This is a genomic window from Aquimarina sp. RZ0, assembly GCF_008370685.1.
In the GTDB taxonomy this organism is placed as follows: domain Bacteria; phylum Bacteroidota; class Bacteroidia; order Flavobacteriales; family Flavobacteriaceae; genus Aquimarina.
Genome location: NZ_VTZU01000058.1, coordinates 29,823 through 44,507, shown reverse-complemented (window position 1 = coordinate 44,507; position 14,685 = coordinate 29,823). Strand labels below are relative to the sequence as shown.

Here is a 14,685-nt window from a genome sequence, read left to right as displayed (position 1 = left end):
TAGAAATCCAATAATGTTCCATACCTGAACATCGTTTACAAATAACTCCTTGTTTGTCTCTTTCTGCTTTGAAATGAGTTTTACAACTCACTTCATCTGGAAATTTCTTGAAAAAATCTTGAATCTTCATTAGAATAAATCGCCTTAAAACAAGAAGATACGTAAATTATCGATCTTATGCAAGGAATCCGACAGTCATATATATAAAATCATTACTCGATAATCGAGATTTAAATGCTCCGAAGTTTGACTCGAAATCGAAATGTTTTTTCTAATAAATACCTCGTGAGCTTGCCTCTAGGTAGTTTACTCAAAAAAGCACGCTTTGTAACACAAGCAATCCTGCAAGAATAGAAATTACCCCAATCACTCCATTCATCCATTTAAAAATGGCTATATTACGTTCTATAAATCGGCTCATCGTAAAGATCAGTACATAACTGTACACACCCATAGAAAAAATAATACCAATAGATTCTACAATCAGAATTAAAATGGCGTCAGAAATAGTATCCGCACTAATAATCAACGCTGAGGTTAGTGCGCCTCCTGTACCTGCCAATCCGTGTAACATACCAATCCAAAAAGAACGATTAACGGGATTCATTGCAATTTCCTCTCCTGTTTTACCATGGAGATGGATAGGGTTATTAGCTATATGTTCGTGAGCTTCGATCTTTTTATGATCTGCCATCATTGCATTGATCTTATGATTTCTTCTGATTGCCATCACCCCTAACCAGATCATAATGGGACCTACAGAGAATTCTGCCCAGTAAGAAATACTTTCTACAAAAGCCAGCAATGCCGCTCTGAATAGCAAAGCAATTCCTCCAAATAGTAATAAGGTAACCGAGTGACCAAACGCCCATTGTGATGCTGTAAACACTGTTACAAAAGATACTTTTTTTTTCTTGATAGCATTTTCTGCTGCCAAGACAGAAACCGCAGACATATGATCAGGTTCAAAAGAATGTAATATTCCGGCAATTAGCGGACGGGCAAGGTTCATGATATTCATAAAGTACGGGCTATATGGTGACCATCATTATTGAGTAAATACAAGTGCAGCTCCACATTTGGTGCTATTTTCTGACAATAATAATGACATCGTTCTAGTAATTTTTGATAAAATTTTTCCTGATCAGTAAAAGTAAAAATTTCTTTGAGACGCCCAGCCATATTTAATGCTAAAACTTTGTAGGCAATATCCTCAGGATATCCAGCTTCTATAGCTAGTTGATAAATAAATTTTTTATCCCAGGTCGTTTTTCCACTATGTGTATTGGTATTACCTTGCGCCAGTTTTGCCGCTTTACCGAGCATAATGCCCATAGCTACTTTGGTAATCTGCGGAGATTGATGAATTTTTTCAAAAGTTTCCTGTATCCAATTACCATAATGTACACAAGCAATATCATCTATTTCAGGGAATAAAGCCTTTAACATTTTTTCACTACGCGCACCAGAATTAATTAATAGTTCAGTTTTTCCATTAGCAATCGCCACATCAATTCCTTGCTCTATACTGGCGATATATGATGCAGCAGAAAAAGGAGTGACAATTCCTGTGGTTCCCAATATCGAAATTCCGTGTAAAATTCCCAGGCGGCTGTTTAAGGTTCGTTTTGCCAGTTGCTCACCATTTTTCACAGATATGGTTATGGTAACCCCATTCTTTTCTAGTTTGTGATCAGACAGTATTTTTTTACAAACGGCAGCCATCATTGCTCTGGGGACAGGGTTAATGGCAGGTTCTCCCACAGGAATTTCTAATCCAGGAAGTGTTACCAGCCCTACACCGTTTCCTCTTTTAAAAAGAATAGCTCCGGTAGTAGTAAGCGATACAGTTGCAGAGATTTCTGCCTGATGTGTTACATCAGGATCATCTCCAGCATCTTTTATGGTGGCATATGTAGTATCTTTGGTAGTGAGCGAAATCAGTTTTGTTCGAAATGTAACTATTTTCCCAATAGGGAGTTGTATTTGTGTTTCTTTAATTTCTTGTTGCATGATTAAACTGAGTAACGCAGCCTTAGTACAGGCAGTTGCACAAGCTCCTGTGGTATAGCCTCTGCGCAGTGGTGTATTGGGTATGTCTTGTAGTTCCCTCAAAGATTCACCTTTTGGTTTATAGTTTGTTTTTTAACATAACAGCCTGAGCTCGATTAATCCCAAATATATTAGTTTGAGTGAAATTCTGATAAGAATTTTGCGTCAAAAACGAGCGTTTTGAGTTTGAAAACCAATGCTCGATACATTTTCCCTTCGCCAAAGCACTCAAATTGACGATTTTTTCTTCTACATTACGAATCAAAAACTCAGGTTAATAATTACTTTTTGGGGCGTTACCTTACAGGTCGGGCTATCCATTACAACTCCTCACATTAGCTCACTTCGCCAAGCTCAGGAGTTAATATTGCGGGGTTTTCATTACTATCCCTAACGCAAAAATCAGCGGTAAAAAAGAGTTGCAGACTCCATTCGAAATATAATATATTCTATAGCGTTTTTAGCACATCTCTTTCCAGGTCAATTCTACCTCCTTCATATCCACAAACTCCAATACGCGGAGAATTCACAATGGGGATAGAAGCATACTCTTCAAAATCAGCACAGCTTTCTGAATGTTCCTCGGCACATTTTTCACAAAACATAGCCTCCTCTTCATAGCTGCATTGTGTACAGGTCTGATTAGCTGGTTCTTTAGCACACGAAGTGCAACTCAGCGCTAGAGGTTCATTTCTGGAGAGTAAAACGATAGCTTCCGGTGCCTTTACTTTATATGCTCCAATAACTACAATTTCCAGCTTGGTAGTACTCCCAAAATCATATTCATACATCAATTTTAATCCTTTAGAAAACACGTTTTTAGTTTTTTTACTCATAGGAATCTCTCCTTTGTGATCTTCCATATAGTCTTCATACTCTTTTGTTTTGCCCTGATCCAGTAATTCCTGGACGTCAAAAAAACCAAATCCCATACTTCTTCTTCTTTTTTTGGGATCTGTAAAAGAACTCATATGACCGCAACATTCCAGCCATATATTCCTTAAGAAAGTATCTAAATCATCCATGATTGCTTCTCCATCCATCCATAAAGATAGAAAATATGGAGCTCTTCCCCAGGAAGGATCCATTTCTATTTTTAACAGATATGACAAACCAGGTTTGCCCTGAATCATTTCTGATTCCAAATGTTTTTGCAAATGCCTGTTAATACCGGATTTTGTAAAGATCTTATGGTAAAACACGCATACACCTTTAGGTTTAGGGGATTCTATCATTTTCTTTTGATTATATCAATTAATTCATCTTTTGTTGTTATACAAAGATACCGATTAGAAATTTCTGGCTTTTTAAGAATTACAATCGGAATATGTACAGCGAGTGCCGCTTGTATTTTTTCATCTAATTTGCCGTTCACTCCACTTTCTTTGGTAAAAATCACTTCGGGTCCTATTTTGGCAAAAAGTATCCTTTCTTTGTCTACTGATTGAGGATATCCAAATAGTAAGTGAGTTGTAGGAAAATTTGCTGTTGCAGCAATTGTTCTAGAGGAGTCTCTATCCAGAATACGAAACCAGCTTGGGTGTTTTTTCCAAAAGGATTGTAATTTTATGATCGTCTGTACTCCTGATAAAGCAAGTAAGGACTGGTAGCGGTTTTTATGGAAATTTTCTAAGGCTTCCTCAACACTATTAACATACGAAACAAGCTGGTGTGATATTCTGGGCAAAAATTCTCTTTGAAAACGTATTAAAGGGATTTCTGGAGAAACAGCTGTAATCATCTGATGTAATTGTACAGCAAAAGGATGTGAGGCATTGATGATATGAGTGATGGTGTGTTTGTTGCAGAAAGCGGTTAGTACTACAGGAGTCATCGCACCAAATATCGGAATTCCTTTTCCAGTAAAATCTACCTTGGTTTTGGTAGAATAAAAATATTGAACCGCTAATTCATCCAGTATATCGGCAACAAGTTTACCCTCGGTAGTACCCCCAAAAACAAGTATCATGAAGGTTCAATTATTTTTTCTTTTTTTCTAAAGATATGATGCCATTTATCATCATATAGCCAGGAGCGATTTTTTCGCGCTCCAATAGCTTCTCCGACTACAATCATGACTGTTCTGGTAAGTTTATTTTCTTTGATGATGGTGGTTAGTTCTGATAATTTACCTATCCAGACCTGTTCATCAGGCCAGCTTACCCGATATAATATGGCCAACGGAGTTTCTTCTGGGTAGTATTCCAGAAGTTGTTCCTGTATTTTCTTTGCGATGCCCACACTTAAAAATATACACATGGTAGCTCGCAATTTTGCCATGTCTGCTATTTTCTCGTGTTCTGGCATGGGTGTATTTCCTTCTCCTCTGGTCAGAATGATTGTTTGTGCTACTTCCGGAATTGTAAATTCTGATTTAAGATATGCCGCTGCCGCCTGAAAAGAAGAAATCCCGGGAATGATATAATAATCGTAGCCTTTTTCATCAAAAATGGTCATTTGTTCCTGTATCGCACCATAGATAGAAGGATCACCAGAATGCAGACGAACAATAACTTTTCCTTGTGTGTAGTATTGATCAATAATTGCTATTTGCTCTTCTAAGGTCATAGAAGCAGAATTACGTACCAAAGCTCCTTCTTTTGCCATGTGAGTCAGTGCTTCTGGGACTAAACTTCCTGCATACAAGATACAATCTGCGTTTTCTAAAATATACTGACCTTTTAGCGTTAATAACTCTGGATCTCCTGATCCGGCTCCAACAATTGCGATACTGGCTTTTCTCTCGTATGATGCAACCAAACTTATGGCATACGTAAATTTCTTAGCCGAGGGAGTCACCATTTTGGTTTTTTCTGCAATCCAGAAGGACTGACCTGCAAGTAGAGCTGCCGCTGCTTCAGAGACCCCAAATACACCAACTTTATTTCTCACTACTTCTGATGGATTTGCTACAGTAATCGTATTCAGTTCATCTCCTGTATAGGTGCTAAATGGGATACTATATTTTTCTGAAAAATCCAGATATGCCTGTTCGTCCTTTTTGATGGAAGCAGACCCAATTGCACAAACACTTTCTATTGCGATATTTTCCTGAATTAATGCTGATTCCAATACAGAGATAAATTGTGAAGATTCAATATCTTTTGCGCAGCCACTACCAAGTGCAATACAAGCAGGATAATACGCGATCAGAGGTGTTTTAGTACCCAGAATTTTATAGCCTATGTAGATTAATAAGTCATAGGTATCCACATCACAATCTTCAATACTATAGTATATATCCACAAAATCAGGACAAGTTCTTTCTAAATATTGAGTTCCTTTATCCTTAATGTGTATGATAAGTGCTGTTCGCTTTCTATTGACAAACAACGATATTATCTGATTAATATTTATAGAGTTTTTTACTTTCCAGTTATAGGTTTTTGCAAGTATATCCAATGCCCATAATTCTTGCAAATCACTGGAGGTAGATATAATGGGTTGTGCGGTTAGTATTCTGCTGATTTGTTCTGTAATCATATTGGCTTTACCAATATGACCGCTCAACACAGCTTGTGCATAGTTACCTTGATCATCCACATTAATTACTGCCGGATCAGTAGTTTTATCTTTGATATAAGAAGCAATACTACGTACACAAATACCTAAAGCTCCTATAAAAATCCAGGCATCATATTTATGAAATGAGGAATTCATCAACTCAGTAACCGAATCTATCTGTTTAATATCTTTACTTGCTTCTACAGCTCTGGGCGTGAAAATTTTAGAACGATAAAACTCTTTTTGCAAGGTTTTGGCGATAGATAGCCCCTGATCGGTAAAACAAAGTATGGCAACTTTTATAGTGTGTTCTGACATGTATAGCTTAGTAGAAATTTCATAAAAACTAGTAACAAATATACCAGAAGTTGGCTTGAATTAAACGGTTTTTTATTTGAATTTGCTATAAAAGAAAATTATGATTTTTTTATTCTGAAACGAAGATGAAAAAAGGACTTTTTATTCCAGTAAATTCAAAGGATAATTACTATACTATCCTTAGATGAAATCGATGTACTATACTGAATCAAATCATATTTAATTTCGACCTATGAAACAAAGAGAAATGATGATAGCAGGTCATTTTATTTTGAGAAATGCTATTACCTATGATTCTTCATACTTTTCGCTTTTAGCAAAGTAATTGGATTATGATGATCCAACAGGATGGTAGATTCTTCTGTGATTTCATATCCAATGTTAGCGCAACCTTCCTTAAATAAACGAACTGATTTTTCTTTTACAGCATTGATCACAATAGTTGTTTCAGGCAATAAAAAAGGTAGAATTCTAGCGCATAGTTCTACTAATCGACCTCCATGTCCGCCAATAAAAATAGCAGCTGGTTTTAGATATTGAGACAGATCTTGTTCAAAAAAATCACCCATTACCTTTTGAATCCCCGGAACACCAAAACACTTTTGATTTGCTATAATAATCTCTTTGCATTCGGCTCTTTTTTCGAAAGCAATTATAGTTGCATCAGGATTTTTTAACTTTGCTTCAATACTAATAGATCCTGTGCAAAAACCAATATCCCAAAGTGTATCACAGTTTAATATCTCCAGGAAATGTAATGTTGTTAATCGAATAGGCATTTTGGTAATCATATTTGGTCTGTTGTACAGTCCTTCAAAATCAAGATCTTTTATCCCAAAATCAATAATACGGTGATATTTCTTTTTTAGGATCAGACAATTTAAAGGATGAAACTCCATTTTAGAAGCTTCTGGTAATGTCAATTCATAAAATTGCTCCTGAGTCCCTTCTATATCCTCACCAATGAGGATCTCATAATTGGTGTATCCATATTCCAGCATTCGTTGTGCAATAGCTGCGGGAGTTTTTTTAGCATCAGTAAGCACTCCAATCAATTCTTTTTGTTGTATTAAAACAGAGTCGAGAGCATTCCAGTTTCTACCATGAACACTTATTGTGTGTAAATGATTGCTGTTACTATTGGTAGCGGTAGCCAGTAATTGAATTGAGCTAAAATATGATGTTGTGATGATTTCTGCATCAGGATATTTCTGCTTTAATGTATTTGAAAATCCATAAAATAAGGGATTTCCAGAAGCGAAGACGACAATTGACTCATCTGCCTTCTCATAGGATTCAAATACCTGTGACATCGGTGATTGGATTGGAATCCATTGATGCTGTTCTGGAAGATGGTTTTTGACCAATTCATAATGACGATTTCCTCCGCTAAAAATCGTCGTATTAGCAATATATTGCTGCTGCACTTCAGTGAAATTAGGTTTCCTATTTCCGATTCCCAGAATATAAAAAGTCATCGTCTTGCTATTATTAATATCATATTAGAATACAACGATAGTCTATTTTTTAATGATTTATATGTGTCTTTCATTTTTTTGTACAACAACTACAAAAACTCTTCTTACGGTAATTTTAAAGCAAAAATGATATCGACGAACAAAGCTACGAAGTTTGTAATTAAAATTGATCTTTTCTTAGTTTTCGATACACTACAGTAAAGCCTGTATATGAGTACTCATAATTAAAGAGACATCTACCATCTCTAAACTGATAAAGATTTTGTGTAAAAACATTTTGATTTATAGAGAACTCTCATAAAAACAGGACCTCGCTTGTTAGGTATTTGATCAGGTAAATTTTCGGTTTATCTTTTTGAATTAAAGAGTATTAAGTTTATGTTAATAGTGTAAAATTCCCTTATATTTTTCAAGAAAGCAAAAAAAAAATAGTTAACTTATATACCTCTTAATTATCCCGTGAATTTGATTTAATAACTAACTAAATTAATTATGAAAAAAACAGTCTTTAGTATTTTCAAAAAAGCTATTATTTTAATTTTCGTAGGGATTCTTTGCTATTCGTGTGAACAAAAAATCGAGGTTAAGGAAGAAATCGTGTATGCTGAAACAGTGGAACCACAAAGAGCTTCTTATCTCAATTTTCCTACTCCCTTATCTCCGGATACGCCCTGGGATATAGATCCTGTATTAAAGAAACAATTAGATGCTCAAAATAAACCAGCAGAAGTGCAGCGATTATTCGAAATTTTATCGTGGCAGTGGTTTATTGCATTAAATTGGCCAACAGATGATACAGGAAAGCCAAAGTCTAAAATTGAGGATGCTGGCAATCCAAGATGGTTTGAATGGAAAGAAAGCTATGAAGTATTCTTGCCAAACGGACAAAAACCAGCTCCTTGGGGAGTTTTTACGCCTCCCGCTCATTTTCCAAAACCGGATACTTATGCTGGTGAGAAACTTCTATTCAGAACAAACAAGTTTGTAGATTTTGAACATCCGGATATAGAGGATGAGGTGAATCAGGCATTTACGTCTCCGATTTGGGATCAAAATGGTAACATCACACGCTATGAAATTCGTATGAACAAAGTAGAATTTGAGTATGTCGTACAAAATGAATTGTATAACTATGACGGTCAGATCGTTTTTGCTAAGAATCAGGGAAATGTTAAATTTCCGGAAGGGAATCCCAAAAAAGAAGGAGCTATTGAGATAAAAATAGCCTGGAAGATTCTGACTGATACTGATATTGAGTCAAGATATTTTACCACTGATGGATATGTAATTAATGCAGACGGGACATATACCAAAAGAAAAGTAGGAATGGTCGGGATGCATATTTCTTCTAAAACAAAATCTTCTCCGCAGTGGATATGGACCACCTATGAGCAGGTAGACAATCTCGAAGTAAATCTATTAGATACCATTGACGGGAAACCGCTTCGTCCTTCCTATAATGATCCTAACTGTGCAATCTGCCCGATTAATGTGTTGCCAGATACTATTATTTCTGCTACAAATCCTAAAATTAAAACACAAATACAACGTGTGATCCCAATTTCTGGAGCTACAGAAGAGTTGAATGCTAACGTACAATCATTATTAAAAGCAGCAAAATCTAAATTGCAATATTATCAACAAATAGGAACGCAATGGCCTACAGCTCCAGAAGCACCTCCATATACACTAAAGGATACTACAACTTATACACTACCACAATCTGTAACGAATAAATCAGGTGGAAATCCAACGCCGACATATTTGACAAATATGATAATGGAAACCTATTTTCAGGGAGGTACAATCACGGGGAGTTCAGACAAAATATTGCAAAGTTTTACACGAGATGGCAAGATACAATATCAGGATACGTTGGACAGTTACAATGTCTATATCGCTAATGAACCTGCTTATTTTCAGATGAATAATTTCCCGATGGGTACGGATACAAAAAATACCCAACAAGTAATCTTTGGCACCGAAAGCTGTATTTCATGTCATTTCTCTTCATCAATAGCTACTGGATTTACCGAAAATAATGGAATAAAAACTCCTGTGTTTGGTTTACCTACTTCAGCAGATTTTAGCTGGTTATTAAATCAGAAAGCTAGTTTCAAAAAAACAAATTAACCACCATAAATATAGTATATGTCACAATTTAATTTTATTCAAGTAAATGAATTTCAGCCAAATGTAGATGGATGGAATCAGATAGGCGCTGTTTCCTATCAAAAAATAGACAACAAAAATCTGCTATTTACCAATGAAGAAGGATACCAAATAAAGATTTCGTTCTTATCTTCTACAGCATTACGTGTGCGTTTTAACCCTGTAGTCAATCCTGACTATAGCAATAATAACTCATATGCAGTAGTAGATAGAGCCTTAGGTCCTGTTACACCAGTAATTACTGAATTACCTGATCAGGGAGGAACACTGCACGTTAATACAGGAGATCTGGATGTTTATATAGGGTTAAATCCTTATGGAATTTCTGTTCAGAAAAATGGAAAGGTAATCACCGAAGATACTTATAGTAAAAATATTGTTTTTAGTAATGAAGCCGTTGCCAACCTCAAAAAATCTCCGGATAATGAAAGTTATTTTGGATTTGGAGAAAAAGCAGGATCTGTACTCGATAAGAAAAAGTATACCATGACTTTTTTCAATTATGACAACTTTACGTACAATGATATTGCAGAAGACGGTAGCAAAGTAGTTCCTGAAAATAATGAAGGAGGTCCATTAAATCCCAGCGGACCTCTATACAATTCTATGCCTTATACATTAGCGCTGGGAAAAGGTGAAGACAGCATAGAATATGCTTACGGAATCTATTTTGACAATGTTGCTCAATCGTATTTTAATATGGGGTCTAATGATTATTCAAACATGGACGGCAAATACTATTTTGGAGCCTTGTACGGAGAATTGGATTATTATATTATGGTGGGGGATCAAAATGATGGTAGTCAAAATATCATCGCAAGTGTTATTCAGCAATATTCTAAATTAACAGGTGCTTCTGCCATGCCTCCTATGTATGCTTTAGGATACCAACAAGGATGTTATGGATATTATGATCGTACTATTTTACAAAATATAGCCAATGAATATCGTAAAAATAATATTCCGATTGATGGATTACATATTGATGTAGATTTTCAGAATAATTATAGAACTTTTACGAATAGCGAAGTAAAATTTCCAAATGTCAAGGAGATGTTTGATGAATTGCATGAACAAGGATTTAAGTGCAGTACCAATATTACCGGTATTATAACAGCCAACCCATATGATGAAAACGGAAATACAGATACGCCATATCCTACAAGAGATAATTTAGTGAACCTAAACCCCGATAATGCAATGCAATCTACTTATAAAGATGGAGCATTAGAGGCTTTTATTTTTAACACAAGGTATCAGGATGGGGAAAGTCCTGATATTTTTATGGCAAATGAAAGTTATGGTGATAACAATGGTTTTAATCCATATCAAAAGAATTATCCATCACCAGGATATCCAGAGGGAAATAATTCTTTGGGGACTTATGGTTTTTATTCTGATCTGGGACAACCTGATGTACAGGAATATTGGGGGAAACAGTATGATTATTTGTTAAAACAGGGATTGGATATGATCTGGCAGGATATGACATGTCCGGCAGTCGTACAGAATGTAGATAACGGAAATCCAGATAAGACACTCCCACTGGATTTGATGATGTATGATAAGGTAAGTGAAGCATATCAACCTAATGCCAAGATACACAATTCATTTTCTCTTAATTTGGTACAAGCAACGTATAACGGGCTTACAGCACTCAAAGAAAGCGATGAATATAAAGGGCTCTACAATTATAAAAAACGAAATTTTATTATTTCTCGTGGAGGATTTGCAGGGGTACATCGATATGCTGGAATCTGGACAGGTGATTCTGCTTCTAGCTGGGATTTCCTGAAAATTAATATTCCTGAGGTGCTTAATATTGGATTAAGTGGATTGCCTATCTCCGGATGTGATATTGGTGGTTTTGCAAATGGATCAGGTAGTGTAGGGCAAGGAGTGACAGAGTATGAGTTGTTTACAAGATGGATGACCGCAGGAGCGTTCTTGCCCTGGTATAGAAATCATTATGATGGGTATACAAAAGCTTTTCAGGAACCTTTTAAGTATGGAGAACCTGTACCCAGTAACTGTAGAAAGTATATCGAAATACGGTATCAGCTATTACAACTTTTCTATGATTGTATGTATGAGAATACGCAAAGCGGAATGCCTATTGCCAGAGCTTTATTTCTCAATGAATTAGAAGATATTAATGTATTCTCTTATGCGGATCAACAATTTTTTATTGGTAAAGATCTTATGGTAGCACCTGTTACAGACCAAAACTGGGACAAAGAAGTATACTTGCCTAAAAACTATAAATGGTTTGTGTTTGATATTGATGGAGGTGCATTGCCGCAACCAACAGATGGTGGACAGGCATATAACTGGTATGTACCTTTAGATTTAGTACCTATCTATATTCGTGAAGGTGCAATTATTCCCGTACGTCAATTAGAGCAGTATGTTGGGCAGTTATCAAAAAACTATCTGAATTTCTTTATCTATCCGGGTAAAAACAGTGATTATCAATTATACCTGGACGATAAAATAAGTACACATGCAGAAGAAGAGGAAGCATATCGAACGACTTTTATTACTGCCAAGAATACAGATAGTGGGAAAGATGTGACTTTTACCAGAACACACGATCACTTTACTCCTGCAGAAGCCTATTTTTATGTTTCATTTCTGGGAGTTATTAATGCCGGAGCTGGCATTAGTGTAAATGGAAAACAACTAAAAATTGTCGATCAAGATGTAATAGCGCAATCAAAAAGCAATGCATACTATTATGATGAGACAAATCAAAAAATTGTAGTAAAAGTATTTGATAAAGCAATAAAAATTACAATTGCTATAGACTACTTATTTCAATATAATTTCGAAAATAATAAAGCTTTGGAAGTAGCAACTGTCTAATACGATTTGTGATTAAAAAATTCGTATAAATTCATTGAATTATTTTTTCTTTATGCAAGGCAAAAAAATCAAGCATAGCTTATAGCTACGGTTTATTTTTTAAACGAAGTAGAAAGGAAAAAGAAACGATGAATATGCGAAATTTTTAGTTATAAATCGTATAATAATTTTTTTGATAAAATTTACCTCTGTATTATATAATAATGCAGAGGTGATTTTTTTTAGAATTCAGAATGTATTGAATTATATTTTAGCTTCATCTAATGTAAAAGCCGCATTTACAATGGCAGCAGCAAAATTACTTCCTCCTCGCTTTTCGGTAATTAAGGCATAGGGAATATGCGTGATTGTTTTTAACCTTTCCTTAGATTCGATTACATTGATAAACCCTACCGGCGCTCCGATAACTCCAGCAGGAGCTAATATTCCCTCGTGGATTTGATCCGTAATCTCAATGAGTGCTGTTGGCGCATTGCCAATGACAAATAGCGCTTTTGGATATTTTTTTGCAGCTAGCTTGATCCCTGCCTGTGTTCTTGTTAGTTTTTCTTCTTCCGCCATTTTTAAGGCTTCCGGATCATTTAACAAACAGATAACCTGGTTTTTATGTCTGGTAGTAAACGCTTTTGTAATTCCGGATTGTACCATGGTAACATCTGTAACAATTGTTCCTCCTGCCTGGAGATATTCATGCCAAATTGAAATTGCTTTTTCAGAGGTTTTGAGATACTTAATATATTCAAAATCTCCAGAAGTGTGTATACATCGTATGGCTGCCCAAAGTGCGTCTTTTTCTAAGGTGTTTTTCGGGATGTTATTTATGATCTCAACAAAGCTGGCTTCTTGTATTTCTGGCCCGGTTTCTGGTTTTCTGTTTAAATAGCCTCTCGGAGTAATTACATAATTTTGATATGTAAAGGTTTGACTATTACCAATTAAAACGACACAAAACATATCTACATCAGTAACATCAAAATCACCTAATGTTGTGATCTTGATTTCTTCTTCTGTTCTTCCTAATTGTTTACAGATTGCAACTGGTGTTGTGGCTTCTCGGTATTGTAAAAATACATTTTTTAAGGCTTGTAACTGCCAGTATCTTTTTTTACTTCTGGGATTATATAGACCGGTAACAAAATCTCCCATGGCTGCTGCATGAATGCGTTTCTCGATGGTTGTCCATGGAGTCATGAGATCAGACAGAGAAATACAGCAAAAATCATGGCCTAGAATAGCTCCTAATTTGCTTCCGGCAGTAATAAAAGCAGAAATTCCTGGTACCGTTTCTACAGGAATTTCCAGTTTTTGCTCTGCTACTTTTTGGTATACGATAGATGCCATAGCATATATACTGGCATCTCCAGATCCAATGACAACTACACGTTCTCCTTCTAATGCGTGTTTTATGGCAATATCAGCTCTCTTTTCTTCTTCGCTTAACTCTTTTCCGATACATACAGCATCTGCGCGAATCAGGTGCTGTATGAATTGAAAATAATAGTGATATCCAATGACCACAGTCGCTTCAGAAATTGCTTGTGTAGCCATAGGCGTGATATAGTCTGAATGTCCAGGGCCCAGCCCAACAACTTTGATCATTTTGATTTTTTGATTATTAATAAGGAGAAATAAGGAATCTCTCTTTTTGTTACAGCTGCTAAGTCTGTTGTTATATATTCCTGGTTGGTTCCTAAGCGTTCGCAATAGTAATATTCCCAATCTTTTCCTGCTAATTCTGATTGAAATTCACGCCATCCAGCTCGTATTTTCATGAGGACAACAGTATCAAAATCTAAAAGATACCGGGTAATTTCTTCAATATTCTTTGCCCTTGGAATGATAGCGATTTTATCATTCAATAAGCCTAACGGTTCCTTATGCAGTGCCGCTCCCAGGGAAAAAGAATTGATGCCGGGAATTAGAGATACAGGTAGTTGTAAGTTTTGAAGCTTATTTAATAAATAAGAAAAAGAGGCATATAAACTAATATCACCTTCACAAACAACGGCTATTTTTTTACCCAAAAGATATGCTTCTCTAATTTCTATGGCAGTAGATTTATAGATTTCTGAAGCTTGTTTTCTATCACTTGACATTTTTAGAAAAAAGCCTTTTAGCTCTTTGTTTTCTAAACCGTGATATTCTAATAGCGGGTATACATAGCTTTTTTTCACACCGTCAGTAATAGATCCGGGATAAAAAATAAGGTCAGCTTCTTTTAATAACCGTAATGCTTTTAAGGTAAGTAACTCAGGATCTCCTGGTCCCAGAGCGATACCATAGATAGTTTGCAAAA

At 35.7% G+C, this 14,685-nt stretch carries 10 protein-coding genes and 1 pseudogene; 2 read left to right on the top strand and 9 right to left on the bottom strand.

Annotation, left to right across the window (positions count from 1 at the left end; all coding sequences use genetic code 11):
• From F0000_RS28355 to cbiE, 7 genes and pseudogenes are all read right to left on the bottom strand, one after another.
• Positions 1 to 130: pseudogene (locus F0000_RS28355) on the bottom strand (IS1595 family transposase); the annotation flags it as partial.
• 180 nt (positions 131 to 310) lie between these two features.
• Entirely contained in the window at positions 311 to 1,021 is a 711-nt protein-coding gene (locus F0000_RS19810; RefSeq protein ID WP_149626461.1) for a hypothetical protein, read from the bottom strand.
• A complete protein-coding gene (locus F0000_RS19805) occupies positions 1,018 to 2,115 on the bottom strand; it encodes a cobalt-precorrin-5B (C(1))-methyltransferase (protein ID WP_149626460.1) in 1,098 nt (365 codons plus the stop codon). The genes F0000_RS19810 and F0000_RS19805 overlap by 4 nt, the downstream gene beginning before the upstream one ends.
• Positions 2,116 to 2,501: 386 nt before the next feature.
• Positions 2,502 to 3,287, bottom strand: a complete 786-nt coding sequence (locus tag F0000_RS19800; RefSeq protein WP_149626459.1) for a hypothetical protein — start codon at positions 3,285 to 3,287, stop codon at positions 2,502 to 2,504.
• Positions 3,284 to 4,021, bottom strand: a complete 738-nt coding sequence (locus tag F0000_RS19795) for a precorrin-6A/cobalt-precorrin-6A reductase (protein WP_149626458.1) — start codon at positions 4,019 to 4,021, stop codon at positions 3,284 to 3,286. Before F0000_RS19795 ends, F0000_RS19800 begins: the two co-directional genes overlap by 4 nt.
• On the bottom strand, positions 4,018 to 5,874 hold the full coding sequence (cobM, locus tag F0000_RS19790; protein ID WP_149626457.1) for a precorrin-4 C(11)-methyltransferase: 1,857 nt from the start codon (positions 5,872 to 5,874) through the stop codon (positions 4,018 to 4,020). Before cobM ends, F0000_RS19795 begins: the two co-directional genes overlap by 4 nt.
• A 284-nt stretch (positions 5,875 to 6,158) precedes the next feature.
• Positions 6,159 to 7,352: a precorrin-6y C5,15-methyltransferase (decarboxylating) subunit CbiE gene (gene cbiE, locus F0000_RS19785; RefSeq protein ID WP_149626456.1), complete on the bottom strand. Its 1,194-nt coding sequence runs from the start codon at positions 7,350 to 7,352 to the stop codon at positions 6,159 to 6,161.
• A gap of 492 nt (positions 7,353 to 7,844) precedes the next feature.
• On the opposite strand from cbiE, the gene F0000_RS19780 reads away from it, so the two are divergent.
• Both F0000_RS19780 and F0000_RS19775 read left to right on the top strand, forming a co-directional pair.
• A complete protein-coding gene (locus F0000_RS19780; RefSeq protein ID WP_149626455.1) occupies positions 7,845 to 9,485 on the top strand; it encodes a hypothetical protein in 1,641 nt (546 codons plus the stop codon).
• An 18-nt stretch (positions 9,486 to 9,503) separates the two neighbouring features.
• Complete coding sequence (locus tag F0000_RS19775; RefSeq protein WP_149626454.1) at positions 9,504 to 12,389, top strand: TIM-barrel domain-containing protein; 2,886 nt, start codon at positions 9,504 to 9,506, stop codon at positions 12,387 to 12,389.
• Positions 12,390 to 12,632: 243 nt separating this feature from the next.
• On the opposite strand, the gene cobJ is transcribed toward F0000_RS19775, so the two are convergent.
• Both cobJ and cobI read right to left on the bottom strand, forming a co-directional pair.
• A complete protein-coding gene (gene cobJ, locus F0000_RS19770) occupies positions 12,633 to 13,988 on the bottom strand; it encodes a precorrin-3B C(17)-methyltransferase (protein ID WP_149626453.1) in 1,356 nt (451 codons plus the stop codon).
• Complete coding sequence (gene cobI, locus F0000_RS19765) at positions 13,985 to 14,683, bottom strand: precorrin-2 C(20)-methyltransferase (RefSeq protein WP_255452814.1); 699 nt, start codon at positions 14,681 to 14,683, stop codon at positions 13,985 to 13,987. The genes cobJ and cobI overlap by 4 nt, the downstream gene beginning before the upstream one ends.
• Positions 14,684 to 14,685: the final 2 nt, after the last annotated feature.